Consider the following 15038-nt stretch of genomic DNA (forward strand, 5'->3'; position numbering starts at 1 on the left):
GATGTTCGCCGCACATGGGATGACTACGTCTCCATCTCTGCTAATCTCAAACCGCACGTACCGGAGGATTTTGTGCCGACATCTCATAGACGATCTCTGTTCTCTGGCCGCGCAGCAGAACTCGATGCGATGGAAGCCGCGTTCCGGGATGTCTCCGGCGGGCGGCAACGTTCCTTTCTTCTCGGGGCAGAAGCCGGCGGCGGCAAGAGCCGGCTGGTTGAAGAGTTTGCCGACCGACTGTCCGGCCGTGCCCTGTTCCTGAAAGGCGGCTGCATCGAGCAGCGGGAATCAGCATTGCCCTATGCGCCTGTGACGGCTGTGCTCCATGAACTGGTTCAGCTGCGCGGCGCGCCATCAGCGCGGTCGCTTGTCGGCGCCGAGGGTGCCCGTGAGTTGGCATGGCTTCTTCCCGAATTCGGCGAGACCTCCGAAAGGTATGATGCGGGCATCGCAAGAGCACGGCTGTTCGAAGCGCTGCGAAAATTGTTCGAAGAGCTTGCACGAGAAATGCCGCTCGTCCTGGTCGTCGAGGATATACACTGGGCCGACCAGACCACGTGCGATCTGCTTCGCTTCCTCGCGGCGCGGCTGAGGAAAATTCGGCTGATGCTGATCGTCACCTATCGACCCGAGGAGACCAGCGGCAGCAACGCACTGCGGACGACTATTGCCGACCTCTCCCTTTCCGAGGGTGCCGAGGTGTTGAAGCTTCCCCGCCTCACGCGGGCGGAGGTCGCAGCACAACTCAAAGGGCTGCTCGGGCGCCCGCCAACACCTGCTGTCATCAATGAGGTTCATACGCGGTGCTGCGGGATACCGCTTTTCACCGAGGCCCTCATCGATGCAAGCGGAGGCTTGCGTACGGATTTTCCCGGCTCGCTCATCGACTACCTGCTCAAAGCCGTCAGGGATTTGCCGGCGTCCACGGCCGAGCTGTTGAAGGTGGCGGCGCTCGGCGGCCCGCATATCGCCCATGGGCTTCTTCGCAGCGTGGCGGATAAGTCCGACCTTGAACTGGCAGATTTGCTGCGCCCTGCGATTTCGGCCGGGATCCTGGTGCCCGATGGCGACGGATATGCGTTCCGCCACGCCCTTATCCACAAAGCGGTGCGAGGCGACCTGATTGCCGGCGAGAGGATGGCCATTCATCGCGCCTATGCCGAAGTGCTCGAACGCGGTCCGGTTCCAAGCTACCGGGTTTGGCATGCCGTTGCGCTCGCCCGCCACTGGCACGGTGCCGGCGAAGCCGAACATTGCCTGCGGTGGGCCTGGCAATCGGCTGCAGAAGGCGCCGCGACTTTCGCCTATGCGGACCAGATGGAGATGCTGAAGCTCGTGCTGGCGGCGTGGCCCGACGTCGATAATGCGGCCGACTTGATCGGCGCGGATCCCTGCAGGGTGCTGGAACTGGCTGCCGATGCCGCCTGCTGGGCAGCGGAAGCGGAACAGGGACTGGCTTTTGTCGAACGCGCACTCGCCGAGGTGGATGCCGAGCGCGACGGCACGCAGCTGGCAGCCCTTCTGCTGCAGCGCGCGGTGATGCGTCAGCACACGCTTATCCCAGGCGAAATCGCCGATCTGGAACGAGCGCTTGATCATGCGCTCGATCCCACAAGGCTGCGCGCGGACGGACTGGGGCAGTTTTCCCGGGCGCTGATATTGCGGGGAGAGTTCGATCGCGCCAGGCGCTTAGGCGACGAACTGAAGGATCTGTCGGAGAGGCTCGATGACGAGGAGTACCGTATCGAGGCGCTGATCGTCGCGGCCTCTGTGGACATGGCATCGGACAGTTCCCGCATCGACGCCCATTGGAGCGTGGCCAAGCGCGCCGAGCAAGCCTCCATCGGCCGGGTCGAGGTGCTGGCGGGTGCCTCCCTCCTTCAAGCCCTGTTTGCGACAGGAAAATACGCTGAGGTCATCGAAGTCGGACCGGCGATCTTTGCGCGGACCGTCGAGTTCGGTCAGGCCCGGTATATCGGGGCGATCGTGGGTTCGCCTTTGTGCCGCGCCTTGCTCGCCGTCGGCCGCGTTTCCGAAGCCATTGAGACGTGCGAACGGATGGCGGCATTGGATCCGCTGCCGCTTGGGCTTGTTCATGTTTTCGAATGCCAGGCGGAGATTGCCCTGGTGTTAGGGGATTCGGATCGAATTGCCGCAGCCGCAAGCTCCTTGCGCGCTCTGCCACCGGGTCCTCAGGTTGCGAGCCGCATGGCGGCCAATCTTCTGAGATTCGATATCGAAAGCTGCGCGCTGGCGGGCGATACGGATCAGTCTGCGATACTGATAAGATCCGCTTCGACCCATATCGAGAAGCAAGGAAGCGTCTCATGGCCGCTGCTGGCCTCGGCCATGCGTGTTGCCGTCGATATGAGTCAGAAAGATGCCGCCCGGCAGCTCGCGGACCTTGCCGCTCGGTCGCCGTGCCGCAACATAGTGGAGGAGGCCGAGAGGCTGGGCATTTCGGCCGAGATGTCGCGCACCGCGGGGTCCGACCTCGATGGCTGGGAAGCGCTTGCCCAAAACTGGGCTGATTTGAGCCAGCCCTTTCGGCAGGCCTATGCCCTTATGCAGGCCGGTGGCGCTGCGGTGAATGCCGGCAAGCGCGCCAGGGGTGCGGGTCATTTACGGCAAGGCGCTGATCTTGCCCATTCGATCGGCGCCCGCCTCCTCTGCGATCAGATCGAGACGCTGGCCGCAAAGGCTCGTATTGATCTTCGAGGTGGGACGGACGGCGGTATGCCGAAGGCACCGCTTGGCCTGACGGACCGGGAATTCGAGGTGCTCCGGCTTGTCGCTGCAGGACAAAGCAATCGCGAGATCGCCGACAATCTGTTCATTTCTTCGAAAACGGCGAGCGTTCATGTCTCCAACATCCTGAGCAAACTCTCCGTCCCCAGCCGCGGCGCTGCAGCCGCGATGGCGCACCGGCTGCGGATGGTTGATCCCGCCTAGATGTTAGCTTCCAGGAGATTGCCTGGCTGAACCCTCCTGATTGGCCGCTCTCACGAGGTCGGCATCGCATTCAATTCTTTCGTTGCCTAGGCATTTTGCCTGATGTGCGTGCGCGGCCTTACGCTGAGCATGGTGATACGAAGCGCTGAGCGGCGTTAGTATTCCATCATTCGGAGGTCAAAATGCCCACTTCTTCCGCCACTTTGGCCGGCACGCAACGCACGATCGATTCCTATGAAGATTGTGCGGATGATTATAGTCGCATCGTTGATCCGTTTCCCTCACCCAGCCTGGAGACGGCGTTGCGTCAAGTCGCCGTCGCCGCCGGCAAAGTAGGCCGGATCCTTGAGATTGGCTCCGGCCCCGGATGGGATGCGGATTTCCTTGAGACCCAGGGCGTTTTGGTAAGGCGAACCGATGCCACGCAACGCTTTCTCGAACTGCAGGCGGCGCGCGGCAAGCAGGGCGAGTTCCTCAACGTCATCACCGACGACCTCGGCGGCCCCTATGACGCTGTGATCGCTCTCTGTGTCCTCATCCATGTGCCTCGCGACCAGACCGGCCAAGTCCTTGAAAAGATCGTCGCAGCGCTACGCCCCGGAGGCGTCTTCCTGGTGACGATGCGTGATGGCGACGGGGAGACGAGCGGTGCCTACCATATGACCTACTGGCGCCGGGACGACTTCGCGCTGTGCATCAAGGCCGCCGGCATGGATCTTGAATGGGACGCATACCGCTTGGGTCGTAACAACGAAGCGTGGAACACATTTTACGCACGGAAACCCGGATGACGCGCAGCGATTTCGTGCGCTTCGCGATGCAAAGGCTGCTATCAGGCGTTCCTTATCAAACGATAGGCGTCGGCTGCGCAGGCCGTTTTCATTTCCAGCTCGTGTAATCGGCGGCGACGCAACCGAACGGCGCGCGATCCTGACCAAACCGCTTCTTTAGTTGCTCGCATCCCCACGCGTTTAACGGCGCCGGCATGAGATTGTTGATGTCCATTCCAGGCGATTGGAATTGCGTCGAGGAGGTTGTGACATACCAAAGCCAGAAGCCGACCACACCGACGACCATCAGAAGCAACACACCGAAGAAAAACTGCAGCCGCTTCCATATCGATACCGTTCTTTTGGCTTCTTCAATCAGCACCGGCACACCCTGATCGCTTGCTTGCTTATGCGCTAAGGGTGCAAGAGCCGCGGTGCGCTCGGCATCCGTGAGCTCGACCCGCTGCAGACGATCGTCCAGAAGCACTGGCAGGGCTGTATTGCCGTGCCGGACAGCCAGTCCGATCGCCTTGCCATTGGCTTCACCGACGATCAGCGGTTCCTGTCCGCTCTTCATCCGCGTGTAAGCCGAACGCCCTGTTTTGTCGGCGGCAATCTTGTCATTGTAGGTGATGGAAAGGACGCCGCGTTTTCGGTCGAATGCGCTGATCTCGACCGGGACCGGGATCAGCCTGGCGGGCCGGCGCAATTGCCCCTTGACCCGCCAAATGCGGATACCGAGAAAAATCATCCCCAGGCTCATGGCGCCAAGCAGGACCACAAACAGAGTGAGGGTGATAATCCTGTTCCAGAGCATGTCTAGACCGAGACTCATCGTCGCGAGTTCCGGATGATCGGCGGAAATCACAAGACCGGTTTCATAATCGCCGGTATGGAAATCGACGAACATGACCTCGACCTCGGTGTCGTAGTTTCGTCCACCGTAGCTGTAGACAAGGCGTGCCTCGCAGTCGGTGAAGACTGCCTTGCGTGTCGTGCATTTCCCGTTTTGCACGTCACCATCTTCGAGTACCAAAGGGTTCTGGCTGATCTGGAAATCGCGGATCACGCCCGGTGCTTCCGAGACGAATAGAAAGACAGCCAACGCCAGGATAATGGGCGTTGACCAGAAGTAGGCGTTCGGCGTGGAGATGACGTTGCGCGCCAATGAAAGCGGGCGACTGGGGAGTACAAGCGAAGACAATGGCGTTGGACCCCTCATGTGACAGCGCCGCGCGCCGGTAAAGCTTCAGACAGCAACCGATGACGAGCAGCGGAGTTGGCGTCATTCTGATCGGCTTGCATAATCCCGATCTACAACTTGATGCGAAGGATTCGCAATCCCTTTATGCACGCTTGGGCAGCATTCCTACGTCGATCCTGTTGATACGCACGCGCGCATGACACCACCGTCGCAAGAGGAGTGAGTTGCAAGCCTGAATGCTTCCCATACGGAACCAAATCACCGCCGAGCGATTATATGACGACCCTTCTCCTCGATTTGCTAAGCGTCGTGATGCTGATGTCCCGTGGGCCAAAAATTACTCACATGATCCAGGTCATTGCATGCTCCGTCGCCATTGCGACCGGGTCGGGGGTCATGGCCGGCGGTGCCCATGCCGACGAATCAGCCTTCCTAAAAACACTTGCGGGAAGTTGGAGCGGTAAAGGGACGGTGAAAGTGCGGACAAATGCACCCACTCTCAAAGTCACGTGCCGCTTCAAGTCGGACACAAACGCGAATTCCCTCGCACTCAATGGGCGCTGCACCAGCCTCATGATCTTTTCCCGCATCATCAGCGCCAATCTCAAGACGAGCGGTGACAGCTACACCGGCTCCTATGTCGGGGCGGGAACCGGCACCGCGGGTCTTGGCGGCAAGCGCAACGGCGATGCCATAAACCTCGCGATAAAGTGGGCCAAGGAGGTAAATGGCGATCGACGTGCGCAGATGACGATCAAAAAGATCGGTGCGTCGGGGATGCGTCTTACGACCGTCGATACCGACCCCGCCACAGGTCGATCGGTTGTCACGAGCCTGATTGACCTTCAACGAAGCTAGTGCCTTCGTTGCTTTTGAATTGCGTCAACGGCATGAAGGTTGATAGAGAAGCGTCGGCGGTATAGTTTCGCTTTCGCAAATCGACGAATGACACAAGGAATAGTTATCTCATGCCGACAGGTACGGTTAAATTCTTCAATGACGACAAGGGCTTCGGCTTCATTACCCCTGAGGATGGCGGACAAGACGTGTTCGTGCACGTGTCTGCGCTGCAGCGCGGCGGCTCGCTCCGCGAAGGCGACAAGGTCAGCTTTGACGTCGGACAGGATCGCAAGACCGGAAAATCAAAGGCTGAGAACGTCTCAACCCTCTGATCGAAAGTCGAAGATTGCCCAGCCCGCGTTAAGCGGGTTGGGCTCCTCGTCGCAGTCCGCAGGCAAGAATGCCTTAGCGCGATAGGCTGTCACGACGGTAACCAAGCGTTGCGCGTGTCGTTTTGGGGTACCGGGACGGCAAGGCGTTTCACGCATTCACTTCAGGCAATCCCAAGAGCTATTGCCCTGACAGGATACTCTCGGCGGCCTTCTCGGCAATCATGATCACCGGCGAGTTGGTATTGCCCGAGACGATCGTCGGCATGATCGATGCATCGACGACCCGCAGCTTCGCCAGCCCATGCACCCGCAATTGTGAATCGACGACCGCCATCGTGTCGCTGCCCATCTTACAGGTGCCCACCGGATGGAAGATCGTGGTGGCGATATCGCCGACGCGACGAATCAGATCCTCGTCACTTTGGTATTCCGCGCCCGGCAGCATTTCCTGTGGCCGGTACTTGGCGATGGCCCCGGCCTCCATCAGCCGGCGGGCATGCCGAATCGATTTTGTTGCAACGATCCGGTCGCCGACGGTCGAAAGATAATTCGGGCGGATTTCCGGTGCCACGGAAAGGTCCGGGCCGCCAACATGCACGGTGCCCCGACTTTCCGGCCGCAGATTGCAGACCGAAACGGTGACGGCGGGATATGTGTGCAGCGGCTCGCCCAGCCGGTCGGTGCTCAAGGGCTGCACGTGATATTCGAGATCGGCGGTCGCAACCGCCGGATCGCTTTTGGCAAAGATACCGAGTTGGCTGGGCGCCATAGACAGCGGACCGGACCGGCGCAGCATATATTCAAGCCCCATGCCCGCCCGGGTGAACAGGTTGTGATAGAGCTGATTCAGCGTCTTTGCGCCCTCGATGCGGAAAACCGTACGGATCTGCAGATGGTCCTGCAGGTTCTCACCGACACCCGGAAGTTCATGGGTGACATCAAGTCCGGCAGCCGACAACACATCCGGGCGGCCGACCCCGGAGAGCTCCAGGATTTTCGGCGAATTGATCGCACCGGCAGACAGAATGACCTCGCGGCCGGCGCGCGCCAGATGAGTTTGCCCGTTCAGCCGGAACCGCACGCCGGTCACCCTCCTGCCGTCGAATTCCAGCCGCTCTGTTTCAGCGCTGGTCAGCACCCGCAGATTGGCCCGCTTCATCGCCGGGCGCAGAAAGGCCTTGGTGGTGTTCCAGCGCAGGCCGCCGCGCTGATTGACCTCGAAATAGCCTGAGCCTTCATTGTCCCCATCGTTGAAATCGTCGGTTTTGGGTATGCCGAGTTCTTCGGCCGCATCGCGAAAGGCATCGAGGATCGGCCAGGAGAGCCGTTGCTTTTCCACCCGCCATTCGCCGCCTGCCCCGTGCATCCGCGACCTGCCACGATAATTGTCCTCGGATTTCAGGAAATAGGGCAGCACGTCGTCCCAGCCCCAACCGGAACTTCCCGCCTGCCGCCAGCCGTCGTAATCGGCCGCCTGGCCGCGCATGTAGATCATGCCGTTGATCGACGAGCAGCCGCCCAGCACCTTTCCACGCGGATAGGGTAGCGACCGGCCGTTCAGTCCGGCTTCCGCTGCCGTCTTCATCATCCAGTCGGTCCGCGGGTTGCCCATGCAGTAGAGATAGCCGATCGGCACATGCACCCAATGATACCGGTCGCTGCCGCCGGCTTCGAGCAGCAGGACGCGGGTTTTCGGATTAGTCGACAACCGGTTGGCCAGAACACATCCCGCCGATCCCGCGCCGACGATGATGTAGTCGTAGCTTCCCGCATCAATGGCGGCATTATTCACACGCATGTTCACGCCGCCACTCCCGCTGCCGCCGGCGCGACTGCCGTCAGACGCCGCCAGAGCGGCGCCATCGCCTCGGCGATTTCAAGATAGAGAGCGTAACGTCGCGCATAATGCCCCTCAAGCGAGACATCCGGCCGGTAATGCCGCTCGGTCTGCACCATCGCCGCTGCACCAGTGCCGAAGTCCGCGAAGATGCCGACGCCGATTCCAGCCGCAATCGCCGCCCCCAGCGCACCGGTTTCGCGCGAGCGGGCGACGGTGACGGGAACGCCGAGCACATCGGCAAAGATCTGCGGCCAGATCAGGCTGCGCGAGCCGCCGCCGGACAGCACGGCTTCATTGAACTCAGCGCCGGCCTTCCGGATCGTCTCGATGTGCTGGCGATGGCCGAAGGCGACGCCTTCGAGAAGCGCGCGCACCAGATGCCCCTTGCTGTGCCAGCCGGCAAGTCCGTAGAAGCCGGCGCGCGCGTGGCCGTCCTGCTGGGCGCCATAGAGATAGGGATGATAGAGCGGGTCGTCTGCCGCGGGCTTGATCGCCGCGGCGAGTGCGCAACAGGAATCGAAGGGCGAAACGCCTTCCGCATGCTCGCCTTCGAAGAATTCCCGCACCAGCCATTCGAGATTAGCGGCCGAGGTGGCGCTGTTTTCCATCGCCATGTAACGCGTGCGATCGAAGGTCGAGGACATGAACACCGGCCCGTCGAGGTCGGGACCGTCGATGATAACCTGGTTGATGCTCCAGGTGCCGGCAATGATCGAGGCGCTGCCGGCGCGCGAAACGCCCGAGCCGAGCGCCGAGGCGACGACGTCGAACAGCCCGCCGACCACCGGCGTACCGGCGGCGAGCCCGGTTTGCGTCGCCACCTCTGCCGTTACCGTGCCGGCAATATCGGCGCTTTCGATGAGTGGCGGCAGGAGATCCATGCAATCGCCCAGTCCATAAGCCTCCATCAGCGCCTTGTCGTAGCGGCGCGCGGCAAGATCGAGCAAACCGGCCCCTGACATGTCGGAAACCTCGCTGACGCGGCGACCGGTCAGGCGGTTGACGATAAAATCCTTGGAGAAGAACACCGTGCCGATGCGGCTGAAAAGCTCCGGCCGGTAACGCTTAAGCCAGGCAAGCAATGTCGGCGTCTGGGACGGCCAAGGACGCTGGCGGGCAATCGGATAGGTCCGCTCTCCGACGCCGGCCTCCCGCCATTCGTCGACCAGCCCGGCCGCCCGCGTGTCGAGTGACTGGATGGCGAGCAGCGGAGCGCCGTCGCGGTCAAGCGCATAGAGACCGTTGCCATGCCCGGCGCAGCCGATCGCGGCGATTTCCTCCGGCCGGATCTTTGCCTTTTCGATGCAGGCGCGGATGACCTGCCGTGCATTCATCCAGAGTTCGTCCAGCCCCCGCTCGACATGCCCGGGGCTCGGCATGCGGCTGTGCCCCTCCTCGGAGGCAGCCGCGACCTCGTTGCCGTGCCGGTCGAAAATCACCGCCTTAATGACGGTATTTCCGGCGTCGAGCCCCAAAAGATAATCTCCCATGCAGAACCCCTCCGAAGGTTCGAAATCGCTCTCAGCCCTGCTGATAGAGCGCAAAGGCCTGTTCGCCGCTCGCATCTTCGTGCACGATCGCCATCAGCCCGCGCACCACGGCACTCGGATTGGCGTGCTGATAGATGTTGCGGCCATAGACCATGCCCACAGCGCCCTGTCGCATCAAGGCCGCCGATTTGTCGAAGACGGCGCGAAGATCTTCCTTGCCGCCGCCGCGGACGAGAACCGGGCACCGGGCCGCTTCCACCACCCTGTGGAAATCCTCGGCATGGGTGGTCGGATCCGCCTTGACGATGTCGGCGCCCATCTCACGGGCGAGCCGGGTCAACGTAACGATCTTGTCGGCATCGCCATCGACCATGTAACCACCCTTTGCGGTGACCGGCTGCATCACCAGCGGCTCGATCATCAGCGGCATGCCATATTTGTCGCAATCGGCCCGCACGCGGGAAATATTCGCAACGCACTGGCGGAACAGGTCCGGCTCGTCCGGCAGCATGAACAGGTTAACGACGACGCAGGCCGCGTCCATCTCGATCGCGCCGATCAACGGCTCGGACTCGTTCTGCAGCACCGCCCACATCTCGCGATGGCGAACGCGGTTATAAGGATTGCCCATGTCGATGCGCATGACCAGCGCCGGCTTGGCCTTGCCGGGCAGGTCCTGCAGCAGGTCCGCCTGGCCGTAATTCATCTGGATCGCATCCGGGCCGGCAGAGACCAGGGCGTTGACGACGGCCTGAATATCCTCCAACCCTTCGAGGAAGGACGGTTCGTTGCAGACGCCGTGATCGATCGCCACGTCGAGGCAGCGGCCGCCGCCGAACAGCCGGTTCATCCGGACTTTGCTGTTGTGTCGCATTCTGTGCTCCTTGGTTCGTTCCTTGCGGAAAGCATGTCTTCGCCGACGCCGTGGCGTTCGTTGAGAAGGGTGAGAAAGCGGTGGCGCTCACTGGCGCGATGGCCCGGCGTCCAGCGCTTTTCCTGCGCCAGCAGGTCGAGGACGGCATCGGTCATGTCGAGCGAAAGCTCGCCCGAAACGGCAAGCGTGGTGCGCCGCAAAAGCAGGTCGTCGAGATGTTCCACCGCCTCATCGCGGATCAGCACCTGCAATTCGCGCACCGAATAGCTTGCGTGCGGCAGGGCTGCATCCGGGCCTGCCGCGATAAAACCGGCAATCGCCTCGGCATCCGTGCCGTACCGGGCAAACAGTTCAGCCATACGCCCGCCGGAAAAGCCTTTGCCGGACGCCACCTGCGAAAGCCAGACGGACGTGTCGGCGGGAAATGCCCGCCCGCCGCCGATTGGCCGATCGGTTGTCGCAACCCGGCGCCTTCTGCCGAGCCTTTCCAGAGCCATGTCGGCCGCCAATTCCCCAAAAGACCGGAATGTCGTCCACTTGCCGCCGATCATGCAGAGCACCGGCGGCCCGCCCTCGGACGGCTCCAGCACGGTGCAGAAATGATCGCGCGGGATGCGTCCGGTAAAACTGTCAGTACTGGCCGGCAGCGGCCGCACGCCGGAAAACTGAAAAACGATCTGCTCCGGACGGATGGTGATATCAGGCAGCACGAAGGCGAGCGATTGCAGGATGTAATCCCGCTCGTCCGTCTCGCAGCGCACCGTTTCCGGATCATCGACGCGGATGTCGGTGGAGCCGACGAGAACCTTTCCGAGATAGGGAAACAGGATACAGATCCGCCCGTCCTCGTTCTCGTAATAGATCATGTGATCGGCAAGTGCGTCGCGCAGCTCCGCATTGTCGATGATCAGGTGCGAGCCTTTGGTGCCGCCCATCAGTGGTGCCGGCTGTGCTTCCGGCGAAAACAGGGTTTGATTGGCGATGTCGATCCAGCCGCCGGTGGCGTTGATGATCAGCGCCGGTTCGACGGCAACCGACGCGCCGCCTATCTGGTCCTCGACGTGATACTGACCATTTTCGGTCCGCCGCAGTTCAGCATAGTTCAGCGCCATGACACCGGACGTGGCTAAAAGACCATCCTGCAGAAGCTCGATGCCCAGCCGCTCCGGATGGCTGACCCAGGCGTCGAAATAGGTGGCTGAACTCTTGATGGCGGGATTGAGCGCCGGCCACTTGGCAAGCGTCGTGCGCCGGCCGCGAAACTTGTGGCGCGGCATCAGCGCCCGCTTGCGCGTCAGGAAATCATAGATGCTCAGGCCAGCCTTGATGGCGACGGCGCCACGGCGGCTCGGGCGGCGGCTGAGGCCCAGGAAGCGGACGATGCCATTGCCGAGGCCGGAAAAGATGTCGAACACCGGCACCGTCGTCGGCAGCGGCGCGACGTAATGCGGCGCGTTGCGCAACAGCCGGTCGCGCTCGACCAGCGATTCCTGCACCAGCTTGAATTCACCGTTTTCAAGATAGCGAAGCCCGCCATGCACCATGCGCGACAGCGCCGAACTGGCACCGGAGCAATAATCGTGCTTTTCGACGAGCAGCACATTCAGCCCCTGCAGCGCCAGCTCCCGAAAGACGCTGATGCCGTTGATGCCGCCGCCGATGATACACACGTCCACCTTCGGGCTCTGGCGAAGCCCGTCCAAGTTCTCTTCACGTTTCATGATGGCGATCCGCTATCTCATGTCAGTCAGTTTCGCCGCTATGGCCGTATCGATGGCCGCACGATCGGCCTCATCCAGCCGGATGGTGCCGGCTCGGGCATTGTCGACGGCCTGTGCCGGATTGCGCGCCCCGCAGAGCGCAAAGGTGACGCCGGGCTGCGCCAGCGTCCAGGCAATCACGGTCTGGGCGATGCTGGCGCCGTGTTTTTCGGCGACCGGCCGGATGGCGTCGGCAAGCGCCATTGCCTTCTGGCGGTTGGCGACCGAAAAGCGCGGGTTATCCTTGCGCTGGTCATCGCCTGAGAACACACGGTGCGGACCGATGGTCCCGGACAGCAACCCCAGCGCCAGCGACGAATAGCTCAGTGTCGCTATCCCGTTCACCTTGGTCAGCGGCAGAAGCTCCGCCTCGATCTCGCGGTCGATCATGCTGAACCGCTCCTGGATGGCATCCAGACCACCGGCATCGATATAGGCATTGAGGTCGTCGCGGCTGACATTGCTTGCCCCGATCGCCCGGATCTTGCCCGCGGTGCGCAGATCTTCCATCGCCCGCATCGTTTCTTCGACCGCTGTCGTCGGGTCCTGCCAATGGGTGATGTAGAGGTCGATATAGTCGGTTCCGAGCCGCCTCAGGCTTTCCTCGACCTCGTGCAGGATCGCATCTCGGCCGAGATAACGGTGGACCGGTTTGCCGTCCTGATCGAAGAAATGACGGCCCTTCTGGGTGTGCCAGACAAGGCCGCATTTGGTGGCGATGACGGCCTTGTCGCGGCGACCGGTCAAGGCCCTGCCGACGATTTCCTCGGACCGTCCAAGCCCATAGGCCGGCGCCGTGTCGATCAGTGTCACGCCGGTATCGAGCGATGCCTGGATCGCGGCAATCGATTCTTTCTCGTCAGTCCCGCCCCACATCCAGCCGCCGATCGCCCAGGTGCCCAGCCCAACCGCCGAGGCGGAAACGCCGGATTTGCCGATCTCACGTGTCAATTGCTGTCCGCTCATGCCCATTTTCCTTCGCCATTCGCCAGTGCCAGCACCTGCGCACCCGTCGCCTCATCGGTCACCAGCGTATCCAGATGATTGCCCCTGAGAACGCTGAGGATCGGGCCTGCCTTGTTCGGCCCGCTCGCCACACCGATCTTGGTGGGGATCGAGGCGAATTCCGCCAGCGTCAACGACACCAGCGAACGGTTGAGGCTGTAGTCGCAGACCCGGCCATGATCATCGAGCAGATGCGCCAGCAATTCGCAGGAGGCGCCGGACCGCTCGATCGCGGCGCGGTCGGTGCTTGAGGAGGGATGCAGGTCGTAATAGCTGGAATCGTCCGACAGGATCGAACCGATGCCGACCACCGCCACCTTCGCCTCGCGCGCCCGTTTGAAAACGTCTGCGACGGAGCGCATGTTGATCAGCATCGCCCGCTGCTCGGCATCGTCGGCAAAGAGCGGTGCGTGGATCTGATAGGAACGTCCTCCAAGCCGGTCGGCCATCAAGGTCGAGACATGGTTGACGTCGGTGTAGTGCTTACCCTGCACGCACCCGGTTGCCGGAATGACTTCGATGTCGAAACGACGCGGCGGCTGCAGACCGGCGACGACGGCGCTCACCCCTTTGCCGCCGGTAATGCAGATCGTATCGCCGTCGACGATCTCTTCCACCAGCAACCGCGCTGCCGCTTCGCCGACAGCTTGCAGCGCCGTCTGCGGATTGTCGGACACTGTCGGCACCACCACCGCACGACCGATGCCGCCAAGCGCCAGCAGCCGTTCTTCCATATCAACCAGCGGCTCGACCGGCGACTTGATCTTGATCTCGACCAGGCCGAGCTGGCGGCCGCGCTTGATCAGGCGGTTGACGGTGGCGTGCGAGATGCCGAGCTGATCGGCAATTTGCGCCTGCGTCAGTCCTTCGAGAAAATGCAGCACCAGAGCCTGGTGCATCTGCCGGGCGATGACGATTTCCTCGCGCGGCGCGTTTGCGGGTCTGAGTTTGGCTATCGGCATATCAGGCAGCCTTCCGCTTGTGCAGGAAATGGTCGATCGAGACGGCGGCAAGCAGAATGCAGCCTTTGATCATGTCTTGCCAATAGACGGACACGTCGAGCAAGATCAACGAGCTTGTGACGACCGACAGCAGGGCAATACCGAGAATTGCCCCGAGGATGGTGCCGGAGCCGCCATTCAGCGATGCACCGCCAATCACCGCGGCGGCGATGATGTTGAGTTCCATGCCGACGCCGAAGGTCGGGGTCGCGGCGCCGAAGCGGGACATGTAGATCACCCCGGCAACACCGGACAGCGTGGTGCAGAGCACCGTCACCCAGAACTTCACCTCGTTGGTCTTGATGCCGGAATAGAGCGCCGCCTTCTCGTTGCTGCCGGTGTAGAACACCTTGCGGAAGGCGGTTGCCCGGCGCAGCAGGAAATCGAACAGCACGACGACGGCAACGAAGATCAAGATCACGTAGGGGACACCGGAGAACGTGCCCTGCCCGATCGCTTTGAACGAGGGTGGCAAAGTGAATAGCGATAACGGCGTGCCCTTGGTGATGATCAGGCAGACGCCGCGCACGATGACCATGGCCGCAAGCGAGGTGATGAAGTGGTTGAGCCCGACGACCGTGACGAAGAAGCCCATGACACAGCCGATCAGGCCGCTGGCAATGATCCCGATCAGGGATGCGCTCCACGGATCGAGCCCCATCAGGAATAGCGAGCCAGACAGCACCATCGAGAAGCAGACGACCGAGCCGACCGACAGGTCAATGCCGCCGACAATCAACAGGATGGTCATTCCGACGACGACGATCCCTTCCACCGAGAACGACATCAGCATCGCCCGAAAATTGCCGAGCGTCAGAAAATGCGGCGAGGCAATGCTCATGACGATGCAGAGCGCCAGGATGATCGCGATCAGTCCCGCCTCGCGCATTGTCCCCAGCCGTTTCCAGCCGGGCGCGCGTGGCTGATGTGCCGTTGCCAACGTTGCGTCCGCCATGACCTTGTCTCCTGC

At 61.8% G+C, this 15038-nt stretch carries 12 protein-coding genes; 4 read left to right on the plus strand and 8 right to left on the minus strand.

Translation table 11 applies throughout. The features are described 5' to 3' along the window. The first annotated feature begins 72 nt into the window (after window positions 1-72). Both HJB82_RS02320 and HJB82_RS02325 read left to right on the plus strand, forming a co-directional pair. Window positions 73-2952, plus strand: coding sequence for an AAA family ATPase (locus tag HJB82_RS02320; RefSeq protein ID WP_221132574.1), 2880 nt, complete (start codon window positions 73-75; stop codon window positions 2950-2952). Window positions 2953-3134: 182 nt separating this feature from the next. Beyond that, window positions 3135-3743 carry a class I SAM-dependent methyltransferase gene (locus HJB82_RS02325; protein ID WP_207584747.1) on the plus strand — a complete coding sequence of 203 codons (609 nt, stop codon included), beginning with the start codon at window positions 3135-3137 and terminating at the stop codon, window positions 3741-3743. A gap of 88 nt (window positions 3744-3831) precedes the next feature. On the opposite strand, the gene HJB82_RS02330 is transcribed toward HJB82_RS02325, so the two are convergent. Continuing rightward, window positions 3832-4944 carry a hypothetical protein gene (locus tag HJB82_RS02330; protein WP_207584746.1) on the minus strand — a complete coding sequence of 371 codons (1113 nt, stop codon included), beginning with the start codon at window positions 4942-4944 and terminating at the stop codon, window positions 3832-3834. Window positions 4945-5271: 327 nt separating this feature from the next. On the opposite strand from HJB82_RS02330, the gene HJB82_RS02335 reads away from it, so the two are divergent. Next, the gene (locus HJB82_RS02335) at window positions 5272-5784 is read left to right on the plus strand and encodes a hypothetical protein (protein ID WP_221139569.1); all 513 of its coding nucleotides are present in this window, start codon (window positions 5272-5274) and stop codon (window positions 5782-5784) included. A gap of 110 nt (window positions 5785-5894) precedes the next feature. Beyond that, on the plus strand, window positions 5895-6098 hold the full coding sequence (locus HJB82_RS02340; RefSeq protein WP_003572688.1) for a cold-shock protein: 204 nt from the start codon (window positions 5895-5897) through the stop codon (window positions 6096-6098). Between the two features lie 178 nt (window positions 6099-6276). Here the strand turns inward: HJB82_RS02340 and HJB82_RS02345 are convergent, their stop codons facing one another. Genes HJB82_RS02345 through HJB82_RS02375 form a run of 7 tightly spaced genes read right to left on the minus strand, consistent with a single transcriptional unit; the run spans window position 6277 to window position 15023 of the window. After that, window positions 6277-7902, minus strand: coding sequence for a GMC family oxidoreductase (locus HJB82_RS02345; RefSeq protein ID WP_221139506.1), 1626 nt, complete (start codon window positions 7900-7902; stop codon window positions 6277-6279). Further along, on the minus strand, window positions 7899-9428 hold the full coding sequence (locus HJB82_RS02350) for an FGGY-family carbohydrate kinase (protein WP_221139507.1): 1530 nt from the start codon (window positions 9426-9428) through the stop codon (window positions 7899-7901). The genes HJB82_RS02345 and HJB82_RS02350 overlap by 4 nt, the downstream gene beginning before the upstream one ends. A 31-nt stretch (window positions 9429-9459) precedes the next feature. Next, on the minus strand, window positions 9460-10278 hold the full coding sequence (locus HJB82_RS02355) for a class I fructose-bisphosphate aldolase (protein ID WP_221139570.1): 819 nt from the start codon (window positions 10276-10278) through the stop codon (window positions 9460-9462). Beyond that, window positions 10275-12023, minus strand: a complete 1749-nt coding sequence (locus tag HJB82_RS02360) for a glycerol-3-phosphate dehydrogenase/oxidase (RefSeq protein WP_221139508.1) — start codon at window positions 12021-12023, stop codon at window positions 10275-10277. The genes HJB82_RS02355 and HJB82_RS02360 overlap by 4 nt, the downstream gene beginning before the upstream one ends. Before the next feature lie 12 nt (window positions 12024-12035). After that, on the minus strand, window positions 12036-13028 hold the full coding sequence (locus HJB82_RS02365; RefSeq protein WP_221139509.1) for an aldo/keto reductase: 993 nt from the start codon (window positions 13026-13028) through the stop codon (window positions 12036-12038). Further along, window positions 13025-14029 carry a sugar-binding transcriptional regulator gene (locus HJB82_RS02370; RefSeq protein WP_164006923.1) on the minus strand — a complete coding sequence of 335 codons (1005 nt, stop codon included), beginning with the start codon at window positions 14027-14029 and terminating at the stop codon, window positions 13025-13027. The genes HJB82_RS02365 and HJB82_RS02370 overlap by 4 nt, the downstream gene beginning before the upstream one ends. Window position 14030: 1 nt before the next feature. Then, a complete protein-coding gene (locus HJB82_RS02375; protein ID WP_221139510.1) occupies window positions 14031-15023 on the minus strand; it encodes an ABC transporter permease in 993 nt (330 codons plus the stop codon). Window positions 15024-15038: the final 15 nt, after the last annotated feature.

Source organism: Rhizobium sp. NZLR10 (assembly GCF_019685125.1).
Taxonomy (GTDB): domain Bacteria; phylum Pseudomonadota; class Alphaproteobacteria; order Rhizobiales; family Rhizobiaceae; genus Rhizobium.

What these genes read in the sequence shown, in the direction of transcription:
- HJB82_RS02330 (WP_207584746.1), bottom strand. Translation starts at nt 4,944, where the DNA reads ATGAGGGGTCCAACGCCATTGTCTTCGCTTGTACTCCCCAGTCGCCCG.
- HJB82_RS02365 (WP_221139509.1), bottom strand. Translation starts at nt 13,028, where the DNA reads ATGAGCGGACAGCAATTGACACGTGAGATCGGCAAATCCGGCGTTTCC.
- HJB82_RS02370 (WP_164006923.1), bottom strand. Translation starts at nt 14,029, where the DNA reads ATGCCGATAGCCAAACTCAGACCCGCAAACGCGCCGCGCGAGGAAATC.
- HJB82_RS02325 (WP_207584747.1), top strand. Translation starts at nt 3,135, where the DNA reads ATGCCCACTTCTTCCGCCACTTTGGCCGGCACGCAACGCACGATCGAT.
- HJB82_RS02355 (WP_221139570.1), bottom strand. Translation starts at nt 10,278, where the DNA reads ATGAACCGGCTGTTCGGCGGCGGCCGCTGCCTCGACGTGGCGATCGAT.
- HJB82_RS02375 (WP_221139510.1), bottom strand. Translation starts at nt 15,023, where the DNA reads ATGGCGGACGCAACGTTGGCAACGGCACATCAGCCACGCGCGCCCGGC.
- HJB82_RS02340 (WP_003572688.1), top strand. Translation starts at nt 5,895, where the DNA reads ATGCCGACAGGTACGGTTAAATTCTTCAATGACGACAAGGGCTTCGGC.
- HJB82_RS02360 (WP_221139508.1), bottom strand. Translation starts at nt 12,023, where the DNA reads ATGAAACGTGAAGAGAACTTGGACGGGCTTCGCCAGAGCCCGAAGGTG.
- HJB82_RS02350 (WP_221139507.1), bottom strand. Translation starts at nt 9,428, where the DNA reads ATGGGAGATTATCTTTTGGGGCTCGACGCCGGAAATACCGTCATTAAG.
- HJB82_RS02335 (WP_221139569.1), top strand. Translation starts at nt 5,272, where the DNA reads ATGATCCAGGTCATTGCATGCTCCGTCGCCATTGCGACCGGGTCGGGG.